This is a genomic window from Paraburkholderia sp. OAS925, assembly GCF_040543975.1.
GTDB lineage: Bacteria > Pseudomonadota > Gammaproteobacteria > Burkholderiales > Burkholderiaceae > Paraburkholderia > Paraburkholderia graminis.
Genome location: NZ_JBEUNO010000001.1, coordinates 371,375 through 391,807, shown reverse-complemented (window position 1 = coordinate 391,807; position 20,433 = coordinate 371,375). Strand labels below are relative to the sequence as shown.

Below are 20,433 nucleotides of genomic sequence, written 5' to 3'. Positions count from 1 at the left end.
ATCGAAGAGAAAAAACAAGGCAAGTCCCATGCCGATCGCGAGCGCCCATTCAACACGCCGATTGCTCCAACCCGTGCCAGCGCGCTGTTCAATTGATGAACAGCAACAACTGCACTGCTCACAAACGACGCGCGCACCGGCCGCCGATTCGACCTTGAAACACAGGCTGCGGTGCGCGCGTGCTTGCCGTGCGTGCACGCCTCACCAGCCAGGTGCATTGGCATGGTTCTGGCTCTATGGGTCACGCGCCCGCTTCAACGGATTGCAAACCGGTCGCGACATCGCGCCGACTATAGCCCATTCAAACATGTGAGGAGCACACAGATGAATCACGCGGAGATGCAATTTCTGACGACCGAATTCCCGTACAAAAAGCAGTATGCGAACTTTATCGGCGGCGAATGGGTGAAGCCCGTGGGTGGCGAGTACTTCGACAATGTGTCGCCGATTACGGGCGAACCATTCACGTCCATTCCGCGCTCGCGCGAAGCGGATGTCGAACTGGCGCTCGACGCGGCGCACCGTGCCAAGGCTGCGTGGGGCAAGACGTCAACGACGGATCGCGCGAACATTCTGAACCGCATTGCCGATCGTATGGAAGCGAACCTGCAGCGCCTTGCAGTGGCTGAAACGATAGACAACGGCAAGCCGCTGCGCGAAACGATGGCCGCCGATATTCCGCTTGCCATCGATCATTTCCGCTATTTCGCCGGCGCCGTGCGTGCGCAGGAAGGTTCGATCTCCGAGATCGACGACGACACCGTGGCCTATCACTTTCATGAGCCGCTCGGCGTAGTCGGTCAGATCATTCCGTGGAATTTCCCCATTCTGATGGCCGTGTGGAAGCTCGCACCCGCACTCGCAGCCGGCAATTGCGTCGTGCTCAAACCGGCGGAGCAGACGCCGGCATCGATTCTCGTACTCGCTGAACTGATTCAGGACTTGCTGCCCGCCGGCGTGCTGAATGTGGTGAACGGTTTCGGTCTCGAAGCCGGCAAACCGCTCGCGTCGAGCAAGCGCATCGCGAAGATCGCGTTTACCGGCGAGACGACGACAGGCCGTCTGATCATGCAGTACGCGAGCCAGAACATCATTCCGGTGACGCTGGAACTCGGCGGCAAGAGCCCGAATATTTTCTTCGCCGACGTGATGAATCAGGACGACAGCTATTTCGACAAAGCACTCGAAGGCTTCGCGATGTTCGCGTTGAATCAGGGCGAGGTGTGCACGTGTCCGTCGCGCGTGTTGATCGATGAAAAGATCTATGACCGCTTCATGGAACGTGCGTTGAAGCGCGTCGCGGCGATCACGCAGGGTCATCCGCTGGATACGAAAACGATGATCGGTGCGCAGGCTTCGCAGGAACAATTGGAGAAGATCCTGTCGTATGTCGATCTCGGCAAGCAGGAAGGCGCCGAGTGTCTGATCGGCGGCGAACGCAATACATTGAGCGGTGAATTGAGCAAAGGCTATTACGTGAAGCCGACCGTGTTTCGCGGCAATAACAAAATGCGCATCTTCCAGGAAGAGATCTTCGGGCCGGTGGTTTCGGTCACGACGTTCAAGACCGAAGAAGAAGCACTCGAAATCGCCAACGACACGCTTTACGGTCTCGGCGCCGGCGTATGGACACGCGACGGCACGCGCGCCTATCGCTTTGGCCGGCAAATTCAGGCGGGCCGCGTGTGGACCAATTGCTATCACGCTTATCCCGCGCACGCGGCGTTTGGCGGCTACAAGCAATCGGGCATTGGCCGTGAAAATCACAAGATGATGCTCGACCATTATCAGCAGACGAAGAACCTGCTCGTCAGCTATAGCGAGAAACCGCTCGGCTTCTTCTAAGCATTCAACCGTAGCGATTCTATTGAAGCGGGCCGCTTTGCGCGGCTCGCTTTATTTCTGCGAGGACCTATTGATGGCCGACGAAAAAGAAGTGGCTCGCGTGATCGCAACGCCCGCCGCAAAAGAGCTGATCGACAAATTGCGCGCGGAACATGGCGATGTACTGTTTCATCAATCCGGCGGATGCTGCGACGGCAGTGCACCGATGATGTTTCCGCAAAGCGAATTCATGGTCGGTTCTTCCGACGTGAAACTCGGCACGCTTGCGGGCGTGCCGTTCTACATGAGCGAATCGCAATTCGAGTACTGGCAGCACACGCAGTTGATTATCGACGTGGTGCCAGGCAACGGCGGTATGTTCTCTCTCGAGCGGCCGAGCGGTCTGCGCTTTCTCACGCGCTCGCGACTCTTCGACGACGATGAGAATGGGTGGCTCGCAGTGCATCCTGTGCAACGCGCCGATGCGTGAAGGTGCTTTTACTTTACGTCGGAGTTTGAGTCTGGTTTTGCATTCGCTTCGCCGCCGATTGCGGGCGCTATCGGCGCAGCGGCGAGCAGCGCGTCGCTGTCGTCTTTCAAACCAACGCCGGTGAGGCCGAGGCGCCGCGCATGCGTCAGCAGATAATGCAGCTTGTGCGCGGCCAACGGATAGTCGAGTCCTTCGGGACGCACGTTCGAAATGCAATTGCGCTGCGCGTCGCTGCAACCCACTTTCGGCGCGTACGTGAGGTAGATGCCGAGGCTATCGGGCGAACTAAGTCCAGGCCGCTCGCCGATCAGCATCACGACGATCTTCGCATGCAGCAACTCGCCGATCTCGTCGCCGAGTGCAACGCGTGCCTGCCGTGCGACGACGACAGGCGCGATCTTCCAGTCCGCGAGTTGCGGAGCGACGGCTTGCAATAGCGGCACTGCTTGCTTCGATGCAGCGAACGCCGACAAACCGTCGCCGATCACGAACACGACGTCCGGCGCTTCGTCCGCCAATTGCGCGAGCGCGACGCGACTCTCTTCCGACAAGCGCCGGCCGAGATCGGGGCGGCGCAAGTAGTGCTCGCGATCGGGCGCAGCGCTATGCACGTCCAGCGTCTTGAAGTTCAGCACATGCAACTGCTGATGCAATGCTTCGTTGTCCAACGGATGATGCACCGCGTCCCGCGCTTGCGCATGCGAGAGATTGAACGCAAGTAAAGGCTCAGTGGGCACGCTGTTGCCGGCGCGACCCAACGCAATGCGCGCGTTAGTGAACTGACGCAGCGCATTCCACGAGTTCTTCTCGACAAAGTCGCTCATGCGATGCCCATCCAGTCGCGCGCGCCCTCGAGCAGCGGTTGATGTGTCGACGCACTCAGCAATGCGCCGCGCGCGTCGGTAATTTGCATCGACTCGAGCCACTCTTCGAATTCCGGCGCGCGGCGCAAGCCGAGTACGTCGCGCACATAGAGTGCGTCGTGGAAGGACGTGCTTTGATAATTGAGCATCACGTCGTCCGCGCCCGGAATGCCCATGATGAAATTGATGCCCGCCACGCCAAGCAGTGTGAGCAGGTTATCCATGTCGTCCTGATCGGCTTCCGCGTGATTCGTGTAGCAGATGTCGCAACCCATCGGCACGCCGAGCAGCTTGCCGCAAAAGTGGTCTTCAAGGCCGGCGCGCGTGATCTGCCTGCCGTCGTACAGATACTCGGGGCCGATAAAGCCGACCACGGTATTGACGAGAAACGGATTGAACTTGCGCGCGACCGCATACGCGCGCACTTCGCAAGTTTGTTGATCGACGCCGAAATGCGCGTCCGCCGACAATGCGCTGCCCTGCCCCGTTTCGAAGTACATCAGATTGCTGCCGACCGTGCCGCGTTTGAGCGACAGTCCCGCTTCATACGCTTCTTGCAGTAGCGCGAGCGAAATGCCGAATCCGGCGTTGGCTTTTTCTGTGCCCGCAATCGATTGAAACACGAGGTCGACGGGTGCGCCTTTTTCGATCGCGGCAATCGTGTTGGTGACGTGCGTCAGCACACAGGATTGCGTGGGCACCTGATAGCGTTGACGGAAGTCGTCGATCATCAGAAGCAGTCGCGTGATCGCGGCGAGGTTGTCGCTGGCCGGATTGATGCCGATCATCGCATCGCCGCAACCGTACATCAGGCCATCGAGCATCGAGGCTGCAATGCCTTTGACGTCGTCTGTCGGATGATTGGGTTGCAGGCGCACCGACATGTGGCCCGGCAAACCCACCGTGTTGCGAAAGCGCGTGATCACCGGACGCTTGCGCGCCGCTGCGATCAGATCCTGGTTGCGCATCAGCTTCGAAACGGCCGCCACCATTTCCGGCGTGAGGCCTGCGGTGATACGTGTGAGCGCGTCCGCATCCGTCGACGTGCTCAGCAGCCAATTGCGAAAGTCGCCTACCGTGAGATGCGAAATCTCGGTGAATGCCTGCGGCGAATGATCGTCGATCACGAGACGCGTGACTTCGTCACTTTCGTACGGAATCAGCGCTTCGTTCAGGAACGTGCGCAACGGTACTTGCGCCAACGCCATTTTTGCGGCGACGCGCTCCTCTTCGCTTGCTGCCGCGACGCCCGCGAGTTGATCGCCGGAACGTTGCGGGCTCGCCTTCGCCATGAGTGTCTTCAGATCGGCAAACCGATACGTGCGGCTGCCGATTGTCTCCGTATAGCTCATCTTTACGACTCCAGCTTACGACTCAAACGCCGCTGCGCGCGCAGCGGCTTCGACCGTCATTCTTCGAGCAATGCGTCGGCCGGTGCGGCCTCGCGTTGATGGCGCGTCATGAGGAAATAGACGTAGCCGAGTGCGAGGAAGATGGCGAACACCACTGCCACCAGAAAGTTAAAGTACACCATAGTGGCCAGACAGATCACCGCGGCCACCAGCGCGAACGCCGGAAAGAACGGAAAAAGCGGCGCGCGAAACGGACGCTCCATGTTCGGCTCGGTGCGGCGCAGCTTGAACAGCGACAACATGCTGATGATATACATCACGATAGCGCCAAACACGGACATCGTCACGATGTTCGCCGTGAGCGTCTGGCCGCCGAACTGAATCAGTTCGTCGCTATAGATCGCGGCGATGCCGATCACGCCACCGGCGAGAATCGCGCGATGCGGCGTCTTGAAGCGCGGATGCACACTCGAGAGCCACTCCGGCAAATAGCCCGCGCGAGCCAGCGCAAAGATCTGCCGCGAATAGCCGAGGATGATGCCGTGAAACGACGCGACGAGCCCGAACAGTCCGAGCCACACGAGCATATGCATCCAGCCGCTATGTTCGCCGACGATGTACTTCATCGCTTGCGGCAGCGGGTCGTTGATATTCGACAGCTTGCTCCAGTCGCCGGCCGCGCCCGCAAACACCATCACGCCGATGGCGAGCACCACGAGCGTGAGGATGCCCGCGACGTAGGCGATCGGAATCGAGCGCTTCGGGTTTTTCGCTTCTTCCGCGGCCATCGCGACGCCTTCGATCGCGAGGAAGAACCAGATCGCGAACGGGATCGCTGCGAACATGCCGTTGAACGAGCCCATGCTGAACGTGTCCGCGCCGGCCCAGCCGCCCTTCGTAAAGTTCGACCATTGAAAGCCCGGCGACACGACGCCCATGAAGACGAGCAATTCGAAAATCGCGAGCAACGTCACGCACAATTCGAATGCCGCGGCGATCTGCACACCGACGATGTTCAACGCCATGAAGACGAGGTACGCGCCCATTGCCGCGTGCTTCGGTTCGAGACCCGGGAACTGCACGTGCAGATAGGCGCCGATGGCGAGCGCAATGGCCGGCGGTGCAAACACGAATTCGACGAGCGTCGCAGCGCCCGCGAGATAGCCGCCCGTCGGGCCGAATGCGTGACGCGCGTAAGCGAACGGACCGCCGGCATGCGGGATCGACGTGGTGAGTTCGGTGAAGCTGAAGATGAACGTGGTGTACATCGCGGCGATAAAGACCGCGGTGACCACGAAGCCGAGCGTGCCCGCGCTTGCCCAGCCGTAACTCCAGCCGAAGTATTCACCGGAAATCACGAGGCCGACCGCGATTCCCCAAAGTTGCCACGTGCCGAGCGTCTGCTTCAACTCGTGATGCGTGACTTTGCCGACGTGCTGACTGGTTGACTCTGATTTCATCGGACGCTCCCGGAGTTTGCCGCTTGCTCGGCGCCGCAAGGTTTTGCGGTGCGTGGGCGGGCAGGCTTTCGCCGATGGTAGTGAGCCAATATTCGAGGTGTTATCGAAATTCGGCAAAGTTGGGGGGTGGTTTGTGGGGGAGTGCTTAATTCGGGGGGCACTCGTTTTGGCTAGGGTGTGTATCGGGCTGGCGAGGGTGATTGTGGTTCTTCTGGTTTTTATAGTCTTTGTATATGTATACGTAGTAGTAGTAGTTAACAAGCGGCGTTGGCGGTTGTGGATAAGTGGGAGCCTCCGTTTGAGATCAAGGGGTTGCGCGGGCGATAAGCTTGCGGAGTAAGCGTGGATAGTGCGGTTGAGTTGGGGAAAAGTCTTGGTGCGTTTCGGCGGCTGTGGTTTTTATCAAGGTTTGTCCCACAAGATGTCAGCGGGTTTTTACAGCGGTTGTGCAGAGGGGGTTGTTGATAAGTTGGGTCAGGTCAGGTGTGGCGGGGAGTCGTCCTTGAAGTCATCGCTAGCGGTCGTTACATGACCGCCGTGAGTCGTCTTGTCATTCAGGCGCGCCCGGCTTCGTCTTTAATTGCCCCTTTGCATGACAAATGATCCCGCACGGCCGGCCGGGTCCTTGAGCCACGCGGCGGCGTGCTGTTTGCCGTCATCCGTGCCCAGCCATCCTTCGGCTCGGGCGCTCGGATTGTTCGAATACTCACCGCGCTCTTGCGCCAACACAGTCTCTGCCCAACCTACGGGGGTGCCTGGGCGAGGCTCCTCATACGGATCACCGGACGCAACGGTGCAGATGCTTCCAATTGACGATGGCCAGAGAGGAGCGCGGCTCGTTGCATTCGCAAGGTAGCGCAATGCTGTGAAGATCAGGATGTGCGGCATCATCACAATGCGAAAAAAAGCAGGTGTCCGCAGTCCGAAACTGTACATGGAGAAGAGGAACGATTCGCGCAGCGTTTCGTGCTCGGTATGGAACAGCATTGGTTTCGGCAATTGGCTCGGCCCGTCGTTCATGTACGTGCACCAATAGTTCCATTGCGCCAATGCCATCTCAACTTGCGCTTCGCCCGTCCACTCTCGACCGATCGAAAACGCCTGAACCACGTTACCGTCGTCGTCAATGGCGTAGTGGCGGATATGAAACACGGTGCCAAACGGCGTGTCCTCGCTATGCAGGCAGAATATTGAACCCCTTGTCCAAGGCGCCTCCCATACGATGTCGCCATCGCCTGGACCGGCGAAATACCGGCGCTTACGGATCGAATAAAGCGTTTTTTTCTGACGGTGAAAACGCACCGGTCGATAACCGCAGACCGAAGAAAAAGCGTCGGAGGACTTTGAATGCAATATGAGCAAAGACAGTGGAAACGCAAAGCGCAAAAAAATTGCCGAAGATGCCGCCTGCGTCTGGATAACGGATTTGCGTGAGCCAATACACATAGGGGCCGATGCCCACGCAGACAAATGCGAGAGTGCCGCCAGTGATATACCACTGCTTCTCGAGAAACGACGGTTCGACCGCGTCCATAAAAGTCGAGTTGACGCGGAACGTCGAACCGAAGTCCTGAATCTTTGGGCCCACCGGTCGGTCGATTGGCAGCCGATGCGCCATATCCCACGCGGGCACAGGCTTACCGATACATTTCTTCATTAAACTCCCTCCCGACTATCGACCGGCGGCTGAAAACCGGCTCATCAAAGTTCTGCGAGATATTTATTCGGGCGCTATGTTCCGTTGCATCAGAAATTCCCATCTGTCATTCATGAGCACGGGAAAGCCGTACTACGGCGCTGGAGGTCTTCGCAGGATGCAGCACGGCCGTATCCGACGAGTTCAGTGACGAGCGAGCTAGCGCCGCTAAGGAGCTCGTCCGGTGATCGAAGGTTCCAACTATTCTTCTAATCGGCCACTAACACAGGCTTGTGGTGTTCCCTCTCCAGCTTTCTAGGTAAGCTGACCATCACGAGATAGATCCGGACGAGCAGACCAACAAACCAAAGAGACACTGGCATACCCAACACCGCCAGGGCTAGCAACACACCGCTCGCGCCGAAGTTTGACGACAGTAGCCGACCCAGCATCAGATAGAACGGCGCGATACCGAAGACAATGTAAGAATAGATTTTCGGAAACGGCGAGCGCTCTTTATTGAGCCGCTCGAACAGTGCCATTCCGGCTTGGTTTCGATAACGAAACTCTGATGCGCTCTCTTCAAAGGCCCGTTTGACGAAAGAGGTCTTCGTGATCGTATGCATCGCCGTTTGCCTCGACACGATCACCCAGTACAGCGTCAACGCGATCCCACCCAGCAGTCCCGGCCAACGCAGAACGGATGACATCGGTGCAAACACGAAATAGTAGAAGTAGGCAAATATGCCGAAGAAGAAATATGTGGCAAATATCGCAATCGATAGTATCAGTCCGCATACCCAAAGCAGGTTCGAACGGCGGTACATCATCGAGATGACGAATGGCAGGAAGAGGCAAACCAGCGTAACCAGTAGTCCGATTTTCCATGGCCATCCAGATACGGCAAGATCGTCCGCATATGCCGCGTACGAAATACCTGTGCCCAGCAAGGGAAGCAACAGGCTCATCGGCGCCACTTTCTTCGTCATCTCCCAAACCGAGTCTTTCGGTCCCGCCTGGGGCTTCGTTGTCGATCGTGCTCGTGGCATCTAGGTTCGCTTTCAGGTGGATGTCATATCACGGCATGTACATCATCGGGTACGCATCGTAATCTTTTGGCATGGACTTTTCCAAGTATTCGGCCGCGTGCTTCATCGACTCGCCGATGGAGCGAAACCATGAAGTGACATGCTCCGTCGCGTGCGTTTTCTTGTCGACCCAGTCGAGCCCGTAACCCACTGCGATCGCCACGACAATGGTCCCCACCACGATTGCGGCGACCGGCAGGGCCACAGTGCCCGCCAATCCGGCCACGATGGCACCGACCACGACGGAGGCAATGGCGGCACTTAAGCCTGCCTTGGCGAGATCGATGCCTATCTTGCCCAGCAAATCCGCAAAGTCCTTCTTTCTCTTTCCGTCCGGACCGATCTCCTCGTAATCGTGCAGCCATTCAGCCGTATCGAGAGTGACGGTAAAAATCAACGCAATCAAACCGGCCTTCTTGAATGCACCCTTGGATCCTTCCCAGGCAGCCGCCGCGCCCGACTCTGCCGTGCCGGCGCCGCCAGCAATCGTCAGCACCTTTTCGTTCTTCACGCCGTACCGCGCGGCCGTCACCAACTTGCGCAGTCTCGGGTTGCCGGTGAAAACGACATACATCCTTTCTCCCACGTTCTTGTGAACGACTTTCGTCAGCCTGAACTTCTCTCCCCAAAGCTCCTGAATCCACTGCTTGTTGTCGTTCAGAAACGCCGTCGCACCAGCCAGTTGCCCAATGAGCCAGTTACGTGTCGCAATCTTGTTGGTGTCGATGGCCGTTTCTTCGGCGCCGCCCGCGGCCAGCGCATCCACGACTTCCTTGGGGATGGAGTTCTTGTCGACTTCGAAAATATGCGCTTCCTGCATCGGCTCAACCGTGGTACCAGGCGCCAACTTGATCGGCAACGGGCACGACCAGAGCCGATCCGCGCGCAGCGGATCGAACGGCGGCGCAGGGCGCAGATACTCGGGAACGGCCGCTTGCGGGTACGCGATCAGTGGCGAGATGTTCGTCGGCTTCGGCGGCGTTGAAGCGCTGGGCGGATGCGAGTCGTGATTGGTACCGATCGCAATGATGATCGGCTCGGGCTTGGCTTTCGGTGAAGGGTCGGTGTTCGTCAAACCGAACATCCGCATCGAATAGTTCTGATACACCTTGCCATTCTGCTTGAGTGTCAGATGCCCCTTGAAATCCCTGCTGATCCAAATATGGTAGCGCTGCCCGTCTTGAAACTGTCCCTGCTTAACGCGCTTCTTCTTGGCCACGTCGTAGATCCAGTCCTCGGATGCTTCAACGGTGTAGATTGCGCCTTTCTTCACCTGGATATCGAATATCACGTCGCGGTGCTTGCGGAGCAGAACCGTGATATCGGTCTCGGCCCAGCATTCGACCGGCTCACCCGGTAAATCGATGCATACGGTATGTTGGATCAAGGGACGGTCGCCCATTATTGTTCTCCGCTTCGCTTGATTTGGTCTGCAACAAATTTGCCGAAATCGATGCCCTTCAGTTCGCCCTTGCCCTCGCCATCGAGAACGACGTTATGCAACGCGCCATCCTCCGATGCGAGCTTGATCGGCTCACCTTCGGGCACATTGCCCTCCGCGTCCATGTAGCGGATCCGCATGTCCGCTTTCTTGCCTTCCGCGTTGTAGGTTCGATCAAGGCTCGTGGGGCCGGCAAAGGAATGTTGGCTGCCTTTGATGTCGATCTTTCCCGGCGCATGAATCTCGATGTTGCCGCCGGAAATGCGCACGTACGCTCCCCCCGACGTGAGAAGGATTTCCTGCTTGGCAGCCACATCGATCCTCTCCGTCGCGGAAAGCAGTTTCAGCGTCTTCTGAGCGGTGATTTCAAGGTTATTGCTCTGCGCCTGAATTTCTACTTTGCCCTTCGCCGCAAACAGTTTCATGCCCGCATTCTGCACGAACAGGCTGATTTTCTCGCCGACGCTTGCCAGCAGTGATTTGCCTGTCGCAATATGCGTGCTCTGGCCGCTGACCAGGTTTATGTGCTCCGTCGCCGCGATGTGAGTCGATTTCTGCGTCGACATCGCGATGCCCGCGGGCGTCGCGAACAGCATGATCGGCTCCTTGAATGCATTGGCGCTGCCCGTGCCACCGCCTGCTGTATTGCCACCACTGCCTGCAGCGCCTGTGACGCTGTTCTGCGTCGCGTCGGTGAAGGATTTCAACGAGTCATAGCCATCTTTCAGGCTTTCCGCCTGATGGGTTTCACTCGCCTGGCTTAGCGCTTCAATCACGCTTTCCGAATTGACGAGCTGGCTATTTGCTTCGCGGACGTCCAGAGGCTGGCTTGATGTCCCGGTCGCTGGGTGCGTCGATACATACAGACCTTGCCCCGCCCGGACCGCGCCATACGCATCCGACTTCAGATCGAAGCCGCTGCCGAGATACGCACCGCGCGAGTTACCGGTTTGCGCAATCAGATAGCCCAGATGCAGTTGGGAATTTGCACTCGTGCTGTAGAGCTGCACGCGGTTCTGACCGGTGGCATCGTCCATCACCATCTGGTTGTAGCCGCTGCCCTGATATTCCTTCGACTTATAGCCGGACAGGATGCCGTTCGAATGCCAGTCGGGCGTCTTCGCACCGTTATAGACGCGCCCGGTGATGATCGGCCTGTCACAGTCGCCATCGAGGAACGACACAATGACTTCTTCGCCGATGCGCGGTACGTGGACCGCGCCATAGCCGCCGCCCGTGTCCGACTGAACCACCCGCATCCAGCATGAGGCGTTCTCATCGCCTGCGTTCAGCCGGTCCCAGTGCATCTGCACCTTGACCCGGTTTAACGAATCCGTGAAGACCTCTTCATTCTGCGGCCCGACCACGGTCGCGGTCTGCATGTGCATCCCGGGCTTCTGATGCTCAAGGGGACTGCGAAACGGGATGGCCTTGCGCTGTGCTTCGACCATCGCCATGAAGAAGCCTTCGCTGCCGTCTGCCGCCTTGACGAGCAGCGCGGGATCGTTCGCGTGCTGTGCCCGCGCTGCGGCGATCGTCTGTTTCAGGCTGTGCGGGAAGTCCGTCGTGCCATTTGAGACAGGCAGGTTGTTCTCGATGACCCATTGGACATTGATCACGGCAAACTGCCGGTCCTGCTGACTGCCCGTGTCGTGCTCCGGGTGGTTGTGCAGCTCGAACCAGCGGCCTGCGTCGATTCGGCGGACGGCGCCTACGCCGTGGAAGCGCTTCGCGCGCGATTCCCACTCCTCCATCCTCACCTTCGAGAGGTGGTCACCGCGGTCCTGCTGTCCGTACGTATACGCGCCGGTGTACTCATACACCTCGGCCTGCTGCGGCAGGTCGCCCTGCGTGGTCAAGGTCGGGACCGTCGTGCCCTTCGGGTTCGCGGCAGAAGACGGTGCCTTGTAGTCGAAGGTGCGCGTGGTGAGCGTCGTGCTTTGCAGCGTGCGCGTACCGCTCCACTGTACGAACGCATCGGTTTCGCTGTTCGTGCCCGAGCGGTAGAAGTCGACGGTTTGCGGCGACAGCGGTGGCAGGCTGCCGATATCGTCGGTAATGACCAGCGTGTGCGATTTGCCGTCGGCGGCCTGTTCAAAATAGCCGAACAGCCCTTCCGTTTCCATCAGCCGATGACAGAAATTCCAGTCGTCCTCGTACTGCACGCAGAACGAGCGCTGCGGCAATGAATTACGCAATGAGAAACGGAATGCACCCTGCGCCTGCGGATGCATATTGAATACATCCGTGAGAATTTCATCGGCCGGTTTGTCCTGCCAGATCCGCGCATCTTTCCTGAAACGCAGAAAATGCATCCATGACACAAAGCCGATCTGATAACTGGTTATCGCGCTGTCCGAGCCCAGGCGACGGGCGGTGTGGACATAACCGTGGTGCGGGGCGTACGACCGATCGGTTTGCTGCACCCAAAGCGTGACGGGCTGGGCGATCAGCGTTTTAAGCTCGATATTGTCGCTGGTTGAAACCGCGTCCAGCGTGAATTCAAAATCGCGGCCGAGCCCGGAATGCCCCACCAGCCTTTGGGGCAGAAGGACATTGGTGCCCAATGGCGTGTCCAGTCCGAGTAGACGGTCGTTTTGCAACAAGCCGCCTTTAATCGCCGCGATAATGTCCTGCGCGCCCATACCGCCTCTTGTTTATGCAATTTTGCGCCCCCGCGCTACCGCGCGATAATACAAAACATTACGCTCCCGTCGCAATCACCTATTCAAAAACAAATGTTAAATCGGGATTTGTTTCCCTCCGATCTGTCGAAAATATGGATTCGGTAAAAAGAACATGGCCGCTCGCAAATGCTGCCGCAACGATACTTCCTGGCTTTTGTGGAATCTCTCGCTCTTCCCGGGTTAAGCCAACGACAGAAGAATAAGTCTTTGGTCAGGCATCTACAGACATCATCTGTTGCGAGGACACCAATCGCGGCGGCGGATGGCAGCCGCAAATGCATAAATCGTCACTTAAAGCGGCATGCCTTCCGTCTGGCGCGGTCATGACCTGACGTGGTCCGTCGCACTGGATCTTTCCCGTTGTATTGCAAGCGGGGCACGCGACCGGATCACCTTCATGAGCGACGTCCTTATCGCTCAATTGAATGGTGGTTGGCACGGCTTGAACGACGCCGTTAACTGTCGTTTTGTCGCCGTTCAGAATCAGATATCGTTTCATGGTGCGCGTGTTGTCGTTACTCGGTATAAGCAATGGTGAGCGTGACCATCATCGACCGTGTGTCGGCACGAACCGATGTCGTCCCCCAGTTGAAGACGAACGAATCGACGCCTTGTGAAGTCGCAACGCGTGTCGTTTCCGGCTCCTTCATGATCAGTTTTGCCAAGGTCTTTTTTTCGCGGACCAGGTCGTCATCAGTCGCCGACCAGTCCTGTTGCGAATGCTTCCGTCATTCCGAAGGCAATCGATCGCCGCGAATCTTCCTTCGTAAAAATGTGCCGACACCGCGAACGAGTGCCGCCAAATAATTATCTCGTCGGTGCTGAAGGATTCCCAGCCATTGCGAGCGTCCAGCGCTTTCGAGCCGGCCCCGGTGACATCCGCCACTGTTGTGCGGTCCGGCGCGAGCACTAGCCCTGTGCCCACATCCAGCTCGCCAGTTGATAAATTGAAGATGCCCGACATCATTAACTCCCAAATTTCAATACATTGCCGCCGACAAGGCTATTCTTATCCTGATCCGAAACGAAGTATTGCGTACCTCCGCCTTTACCAAGATTCGAATTGGCCGCTGCCTTGCCTTTGGCGACATAAATGTCTTTGGTCAGCAAAAAGGCGCGGAGTTGAGACCTCATCATTCGACCCTGCGGCCAGTTTCCGGAGTGTGCGACCTGAGTCAGACCGTTGTACTCCCGCGCTGAAACCGCGGCTGTTCGACACGGTGCGAGCGTACCGTAAGCGTTCCCCAGTTGCCGACAAACGTATCCGCGTTGATCGTAGAAGACACACAAGGCTGCCGTGCTTCCGCACGCGATAAATTCGATAGCATCTTCTTTTCCTTCACAACGTCGTCTTCAGTCGTCGAATAGTTGGCTTCCCTGGCGACGCCGTCTACGCATATGAAGTCGACCATTGCGAGCTCTTCTTGCAATAGCCAGCCGTCACGCCAAACGTCTTCCCCTGGACCTTCACGCCCTTGATGCCATAGTTTTCCCATCCCGCCGTACTTCGCGAGTTCCGTTGCCCCGGTCAACGGCAGGTCGTCAGGCGACGGCCTGCCGTGAAAGAGACTCGTAAAGGCATCAATGGTCAGCGTGCCCGTGGAAAAATCAAACATGGCCGTCTACTAGCGACTGCCGCCGTCGACGTATGCTGCATCGAGGAATCATTCGACGCGTTCCTAGATACCGACGATCACATCGTCTTAGACCGAACTCGCTGAATATTTATCTACGGCCGTGCATATCTGATCGTAATGCTCGAGTCTCCTGAACGCTGGTCGTACGAAGCACTCACAATACCCCAGGCAAAGCGCTGTCCGTTGGCAATTCCTTGCTGCGTGAGAAGATCGACAAGAGATTGGAACCGCTTCTGTTCCTCGGCTTCTCTCCAACTCCCCAAACCTGTCGTCGGGCTTGAGTCGGCGACATACAATGAAATGGAATCAAGGATACCGGACTGAAAGTACAACGTAGATATGTACTTATGGTCGCCGCATATTGACTCTATCTTGTACGTCACGAAAGGTCCATTCTCCAGCACCTTCGTGTGAGGCTGATACATGGCGGCGGCCAGGAATTCTTGCAATGTCAGCGTCGACGGAATGACACTTTGACCGACCGTCAGGGTACCGTTCGTTGTATCAATGCTCATCGTTTAGTCAAACCGGCCGGGCTTGCATGCGGAACTCCGCTGTCCCATCTAGCATAGGCGACGTCTTTGTCACTCAATCGAAGTTGGCTCGCTTGGACGACCCCATTAGCCGTCGTCTTGTCGCGCCGTTCAAATCAGATACCGTTTGAATGTGTCTCCGAGGTCTACCGCAACCGTTCCAATCCAGCCTGACGACCTGCGATGCAGCCGGGCCATCACTCGGAACCACGCGTCGAGCGCGGCGCTCGTCGAGTCGCACGAAGACGTCAGACCGCTGTTCATCGCGTCGACATCCACCTACCGACTTTCTGTGACTTGCACCAGAGCGCCGTCTGCCTCTCGCACTTCGAGACGAACGTCTCTTCCGGGCGCCGCAGCCAGAAATGCGACTGAGCCGTTAGCTTCGATCACGTCATAAAACATGACACGCTCGGCCCCGATTTGTGCGGGAATTCTCGCCCTCAATGACCCGTCTGCATTGACGATATAAGCCCGATTCGCCGAAGGGTCGTATGGCCCTTCAACGACTGCGATACCGCTAGCGTCACCAAGAAGTCGTCCACTCACGCCCGCCTGATTGTGAATGGCGTGTTGAACGCCCCCGGACTGCCACGTAAGGCCGACAGGCGCCAATTCCGCAACGCTCAATCGCTGAGGATTGTTGACCTTGTCGTAACCGGGGTAGCGGTCGACGATCCGAACGTCTGAGATTTTTCCCAAGGTACTCATTCAATAGGTCTCGGCGCTCCGATCGGAACCAACTTGGCCCGATCAGAGTAGTTTAGGATCTGTACCTGACTTCCTCCCCCCCGGATACAACGCGCAACCGTATTCTTGAGGACCAACCGTACCGTGCTGTAGTTGCACGCCTTCAGGAATATGGAAAGTCTGGACGTGAGACACGTCTGGCTTAAACTGGGGCGTGACAGCCAGATCATTGCGCACGTAATCGACGCTGGTGATGTTATCCGTTGTCGCCCATCCCCCCGGACGTGTCTGGCCCGGAGCCATCGCCATCTGGACCGTCAGCCCCCCTGTCGGGGCAGGCGCCGACATCAGCGGCGTATTTGGCATCCATGGTTCCGCATTGGTAGGAGCGGGCAGCGCAAGTATGTTGACACCAGCCCAACCTAATGGATCAACCCAGCCAATGGCGTTCGGCGCATACTGATAGAGATTGAGGCCACCGGCCAGCCCGATCGGATCCTTGCTAACGAACCGCCCTGAATCGGTGTCGTAGTAACGATGCCGATTATAGACAAGCCCTGTTTCGCCGTCTGCCTGCTGGCCTTGAAAACGGATCGGATTCTGCGGCGCAGTTCCAGTCGCACTGGAGGCGCGGGCGATCACCTCTTTTGCTTCGCCCCAAGCCTTGTACGATGCTTCCCAGGCTACATCGCCCAGTTCATCGGTGAGCAAAAGCGGCGTGCCAATCTGGTCGCAGTGATAGAAAAACAGGTGTACATCCGAAACAGGCGCCGGGATGCGTTGCAATGGATCGTCTTCAGGTGCATACCTTTCATGCGCCCCAGACACCGGTGTTGGTGTTCCAGATACCGGCTCCCCAGCATACTGGGCAAGCGGGACATACGACCCGGCCTCGTAAACAAAATGCGTGCTGCGCTTTACACTGCTTTCGTACGCGAGAGTATTGCCGCTCCATCCAAACACAGTCCGTTCGCCGTCCACCTCTCGCGCGATTCTTCGACCAAACGCATCGTAGAAGTAACGTGCTTCGACACTTTGATCGAGCTTCTCCGTGCGTGCTCGCGTCAGGCGGTTAAACCCATCCCATTCAAAGCTCTGTTTCCGTCCGGGGGAACGCTTTTCCGTCAGATTTCCGCGTTCGTCGTAGTTGAAATGAGTCCCTGCATATTCCTTGAGAAGATTTCCCAGCACCTTGGGCGCCCTTGCCGGCAAGGTGCTTTCCGGTCGAGCGGCGCTCAAGGTGGAATGGGGCTGAGCCCTTTCTGGTGTACCTGCGTCAAGCAAATTGCTCGCAGGATCGAACGAGAACAGTTCCGTGCCACCCGGGCCAATCGATTCGACCAACCGGCCGAGCGGGTCATAGCGATAATCCGTCAGGCCCTTACGGCTATCCTCAATGTGTGAGAGCTGGCCGGCCGCATCGTAACGGTACATGCGCGCAGCAAGCGGCGCGGGCGCGTTGCCGCGCTGGATGGTTTGCCGCAGTATCCGTCCCGCCGAGTCGTAGTCCATGCGCTGAACAATCTTGCTGGGCAGAATGCGCTTTACTTCGCGGTGAAGATCATCACGTTCAATCTGAAGACATTCCTCACCATCGAGCGCCATGCCGTGGACGTGGCCCGAGCCGTAGGTCAGCCAGTCGATCGCGTGACCATCCGGTCGCACCGTTCGAACGCGTACGCCCAGCTCGTCGTACGTGTGGTGCCACACGTAGCTACGCTGCACATCGAACAGGTTGTAGGCATGATGCTCGCGCACCAGGTTGCCCGCCGCGTCGAAGAAATGCTGTATGCGACTATAGGCGTTCTGGGCATCGATCAACCGCCCCATTGCGTCGTAAGCGAACCGTTCCGCAACTTCACCACTGGCGCGGCTCGTCAGGCGGCCACCTCTATCGAAATCCAGATGCGTTTTCTGTCCGCCTTCCTCGATCGCGCACAACCGACCGCTTTCCGCGTCATACTCGTAGCGAGTGAGCATCCCGTCGAAACCGATCGATTCGAGCAGGCGGCCGGTCGGATCGTACTTGAACTGGTACGTCGCGCGGTTCTGATCGGTCAGCCGAACCAGACGGCCCTGCCGGTCGTAGCCATAGCTCAGAGAATGGCCCATCGGATCGATACGGCTGGCGATCCGCCCAGCGCCGTCGTAGTTGTACTGAGTGGTGCGCGCCAACGGATCGGTTCTCGTCAACAAGCGCCCCTCGGCGTCGAACTGAATGCGTTCGATGCCGGCCGCACTCTCGATTTCCTGAGGAAAACCATTCGATCCATAGCGGTAGGTCGTGGTGCCACCCGCCGCATCTTTTACGGTTTTCAGGCGCCCATCGAGGTAGTGCTCCCAGGCCGTCGTTTTGCCTGAACAGTCTGTGTACGACGTCATCTGTCCGGCTTCGTTGTAAGCGATGACCTTGGCGCCGCCCTTGGCATCCGTTACCTGGACAGGCAAGCCCTGGGCGTTGTAGCTGTATTTCGTGGAATGGCCTAGCGGATCCGTTTCCTCCACCACATTGCCAGCATCGTCATAAACACGCTTCCAGGCATGCCCCTCGGGGTCGACGATCTGAACCATGTGGTCCTTTTCGTCGTAGACCATTTCGATCGTGCTGCCGTCCGCGCGCGCATGTCGGGTCAATCGACCACGAGCGTCGTAGGTCATGCGCTCGCTAGTGCCGTCCGGATAGACGTGCTGGACAAGGTTGTGATTGATGTCGCGATACATCCACTCCTCGCGACCATCGGGATAAACGATACGGAACGTATAACCGTGCAGATCGTAGTAGTGCTGCGTAACATTGCCCGTTGCGTCCGTCACGCTCACCTTCCGGAAATCCGGATGCCAGGCCAGGCGCGTGTCATGACTGCCGTCGTCTGCGTACTCGCGGACGCATTTGGCCTTTGGATCGGCACCGCTCCATTCGAGATTCATTCCTCGTCCGGTCCGATCCGTGTAGCGCGTAATCAGGTGGTGGCGATAAGCATACTCACGCCGGTTGCCGAAGCGATCCATTGCGCCAACCAGGTCGCCATCGGCGCTGTAGGCGTACTCAGCGAGCGTACCGACTCGTTTGCCCTCCACGTCGTGATGAGCGACCTCGATGATTCGGTCATGGGCGTCGTATCGAAACGCCACGACGGCTTGCGCCGTAATCAGCCGGTGCAGACGGTGCGCCTCGTCATAGTCAAGCGTGACCTGGTTTCCCGACTTGTCGCGATAGAACGCAAGACGGAAAGCATCGTTTCGCTTTTCGTATACTTCGAGCAGCACATGGCCGCGCGCAAGCGTCAGCCATTGCTCATCGAGACGGAGGAGAGTGAACCCCTCGGACGCATCGTCGTGCTCATCGCCAGGTGCAAGAAGAGGGTAGTCGAGGCTTCGTCCGGTGGCGTCGTGATACACCAGTTTGTCGGGACGTATATCCAGCCGCGTGGTGTACGCGGTGATCCAGCGTGCGCCCAGTTCTCCTCGCTCGTCGTTCGCGTCGAAGAACGAGCGGTAAGTTCTTGTCCAATCGATCGCCATCGCGCCGGGGAGGACGAAGTCTTGATGATTCAGCCGCTCGTCACCCAGCGCAAAGCCCACCGAGTGAGCGGTCCGAGCAGGTGGGGAGGGTCTTGGACAATGAACCTTGCCGTCGTTGGGGCCGGGATGCTTCGCATCCTCCGTATGCCGCAATGTCTCCTTCTGTCCCTCCCCCTCCTGACGATGCACTTTCGTCGTGCCACGCTCTTTAATGCCGGTCGAATGTAAGCGCTGACGCGCCAGGATGTCACGCTTCTTTTCGATTGCGACCTGAATGAGGTTGATCAGCCAGCCGATCTTGCCAGCATCCGTTCCGCCGAGTGCCAGGATTCGCTCCTTGACCGTTGGCACCATCGCCCGCAACGCAGCCGCCATCTCACGTAGCGGTTTCTGATATGAGACGTCTAGCGCCTTCGCCACGTACGTGCCGGTGTTGATCAGCCCCTTCGCCTCGATCTTGACGAAGTCGACAATCAGATGGCCGAGACCGCTGGCGGTTTTACGGGCATCACGAGCCGCAAATGCGGCGGCGGCCTGATCCAGGTGGTGGCCAGCCGCACGCACATTTCCCGCTGCGCTGAGCGGCTCGTCACCGGCCGCCTGAGCGAACAGACGAGCGAAGCCCAACATGAACTTCTCGATGTACTCCGCACAGGTCTTGAGCAGGCTGTCGAGTTCCTTTTTGACACCGTCCACAAAGCTTTGTATCCGGCCGGCGAACTGTTCGCTCAGGCTGTCGATCACCGCTTGCAACAGTGCAGTCTGCATGACCTGCAACGACGCCTCGCCGATTGCTTTGCCGCTCTCGACGATCTTTTGTCGAACCAGCTTCATCACTGGCCGCGCGCCCATGCGGAATTCCGCAGTCCCAGGCGGAATCGGGATGATGCCGATCAGGTCGAGACCGAGGTTCATCCAGTCGAACACATCGGGATCTTTCCGTTGCTGGCTGTGCTCGACCATGTCCTTGATATCGAGCACAAGATCCACGGCCGCCATGATGTTTGCTACGACGGGCAAGGCGTTGGCCACCATCTGGATGCGCTCGATGGTGATGAAATCATCGCTGATGCTGCGCAGCCAGCGATCGCAGGCCTTGATGCCAGCGCTCACATCGACGGTTTCTATCTGCAGCAACGGACCGACGAATACCTCTGTCGGTTTGGGAAGAAGGACACCGGAAGACTCGGCCATAGCGGTTTTTTCTGGG

The 20,433-nt window shown here is 58.0% G+C and carries 17 protein-coding genes; 2 read left to right on the top strand and 15 right to left on the bottom strand.

Features of this window, described 5'->3' with window-relative positions; genetic code table 11:
- Positions 1-324: 324 nt before the first annotated feature.
- Positions 325-1,845, top strand: a complete 1,521-nt coding sequence (adh, locus tag ABIE53_RS01735) for an aldehyde dehydrogenase (RefSeq protein WP_192699926.1) — start codon at positions 325-327, stop codon at positions 1,843-1,845.
- Between the two features lie 73 nt (positions 1,846-1,918).
- Complete coding sequence (locus tag ABIE53_RS01730; protein WP_192699925.1) at positions 1,919-2,314, top strand: DUF779 domain-containing protein; 396 nt, start codon at positions 1,919-1,921, stop codon at positions 2,312-2,314.
- An 8-nt stretch (positions 2,315-2,322) separates the two neighbouring features.
- On the opposite strand, the gene eutC is transcribed toward ABIE53_RS01730, so the two are convergent.
- The 15 genes from eutC to ABIE53_RS01655 form a co-directional block, all read right to left on the bottom strand.
- Positions 2,323-3,138, bottom strand: a complete 816-nt coding sequence (gene eutC, locus ABIE53_RS01725; RefSeq protein WP_029971156.1) for an ethanolamine ammonia-lyase subunit EutC — start codon at positions 3,136-3,138, stop codon at positions 2,323-2,325.
- Positions 3,135-4,529 (bottom strand): ethanolamine ammonia-lyase subunit EutB, encoded by a 1,395-nt coding sequence (locus tag ABIE53_RS01720; RefSeq protein ID WP_192699924.1) that lies wholly within the window; start codon positions 4,527-4,529, stop codon positions 3,135-3,137. The genes eutC and ABIE53_RS01720 overlap by 4 nt, the downstream gene beginning before the upstream one ends.
- A 56-nt stretch (positions 4,530-4,585) precedes the next feature.
- Positions 4,586-5,989 carry an ethanolamine permease gene (gene eat, locus ABIE53_RS01715; RefSeq protein WP_192699923.1) on the bottom strand — a complete coding sequence of 468 codons (1,404 nt, stop codon included), beginning with the start codon at positions 5,987-5,989 and terminating at the stop codon, positions 4,586-4,588.
- A 576-nt stretch (positions 5,990-6,565) separates the two neighbouring features.
- On the bottom strand, positions 6,566-7,291 hold the full coding sequence (locus ABIE53_RS01710) for a DUF6708 domain-containing protein (protein ID WP_376914465.1): 726 nt from the start codon (positions 7,289-7,291) through the stop codon (positions 6,566-6,568).
- On the bottom strand, positions 7,248-7,646 hold the full coding sequence (locus tag ABIE53_RS01705) for a hypothetical protein (RefSeq protein WP_376914463.1): 399 nt from the start codon (positions 7,644-7,646) through the stop codon (positions 7,248-7,250). Before ABIE53_RS01705 ends, ABIE53_RS01710 begins: the two co-directional genes overlap by 44 nt.
- A gap of 248 nt (positions 7,647-7,894) precedes the next feature.
- On the bottom strand, positions 7,895-8,614 hold the full coding sequence (locus ABIE53_RS01700; protein ID WP_310073751.1) for a hypothetical protein: 720 nt from the start codon (positions 8,612-8,614) through the stop codon (positions 7,895-7,897).
- A gap of 88 nt (positions 8,615-8,702) precedes the next feature.
- Positions 8,703-10,115, bottom strand: coding sequence for a hypothetical protein (locus ABIE53_RS01695; protein ID WP_192699920.1), 1,413 nt, complete (start codon positions 10,113-10,115; stop codon positions 8,703-8,705).
- On the bottom strand, positions 10,115-12,799 hold the full coding sequence (locus ABIE53_RS01690; protein ID WP_376914461.1) for a type VI secretion system Vgr family protein: 2,685 nt from the start codon (positions 12,797-12,799) through the stop codon (positions 10,115-10,117). Before ABIE53_RS01690 ends, ABIE53_RS01695 begins: the two co-directional genes overlap by 1 nt.
- Before the next feature lie 253 nt (positions 12,800-13,052).
- Positions 13,053-13,340 (bottom strand): PAAR domain-containing protein, encoded by a 288-nt coding sequence (locus ABIE53_RS01685; RefSeq protein WP_192700584.1) that lies wholly within the window; start codon positions 13,338-13,340, stop codon positions 13,053-13,055.
- A 16-nt stretch (positions 13,341-13,356) separates the two neighbouring features.
- Entirely contained in the window at positions 13,357-13,506 is a 150-nt protein-coding gene (locus ABIE53_RS01680) for a hypothetical protein (RefSeq protein ID WP_192700585.1), read from the bottom strand.
- Complete coding sequence (locus ABIE53_RS01675; protein WP_192700586.1) at positions 13,494-13,805, bottom strand: hypothetical protein; 312 nt, start codon at positions 13,803-13,805, stop codon at positions 13,494-13,496. Before ABIE53_RS01675 ends, ABIE53_RS01680 begins: the two co-directional genes overlap by 13 nt.
- A 2-nt stretch (positions 13,806-13,807) precedes the next feature.
- Positions 13,808-14,131, bottom strand: a complete 324-nt coding sequence (locus ABIE53_RS31950) for a hypothetical protein (RefSeq protein WP_502922723.1) — start codon at positions 14,129-14,131, stop codon at positions 13,808-13,810.
- Positions 14,017-14,457, bottom strand: coding sequence for a hypothetical protein (locus ABIE53_RS01665; protein ID WP_192700588.1), 441 nt, complete (start codon positions 14,455-14,457; stop codon positions 14,017-14,019). The genes ABIE53_RS31950 and ABIE53_RS01665 overlap by 115 nt, the downstream gene beginning before the upstream one ends.
- A 113-nt stretch (positions 14,458-14,570) precedes the next feature.
- Positions 14,571-14,993 carry a hypothetical protein gene (locus ABIE53_RS01660; protein WP_192700589.1) on the bottom strand — a complete coding sequence of 141 codons (423 nt, stop codon included), beginning with the start codon at positions 14,991-14,993 and terminating at the stop codon, positions 14,571-14,573.
- Positions 14,994-15,764: 771 nt separating this feature from the next.
- On the bottom strand, positions 15,765-20,417 hold the full coding sequence (locus ABIE53_RS01655; protein ID WP_376914457.1) for an RHS repeat-associated core domain-containing protein: 4,653 nt from the start codon (positions 20,415-20,417) through the stop codon (positions 15,765-15,767).
- Positions 20,418-20,433: the final 16 nt, after the last annotated feature.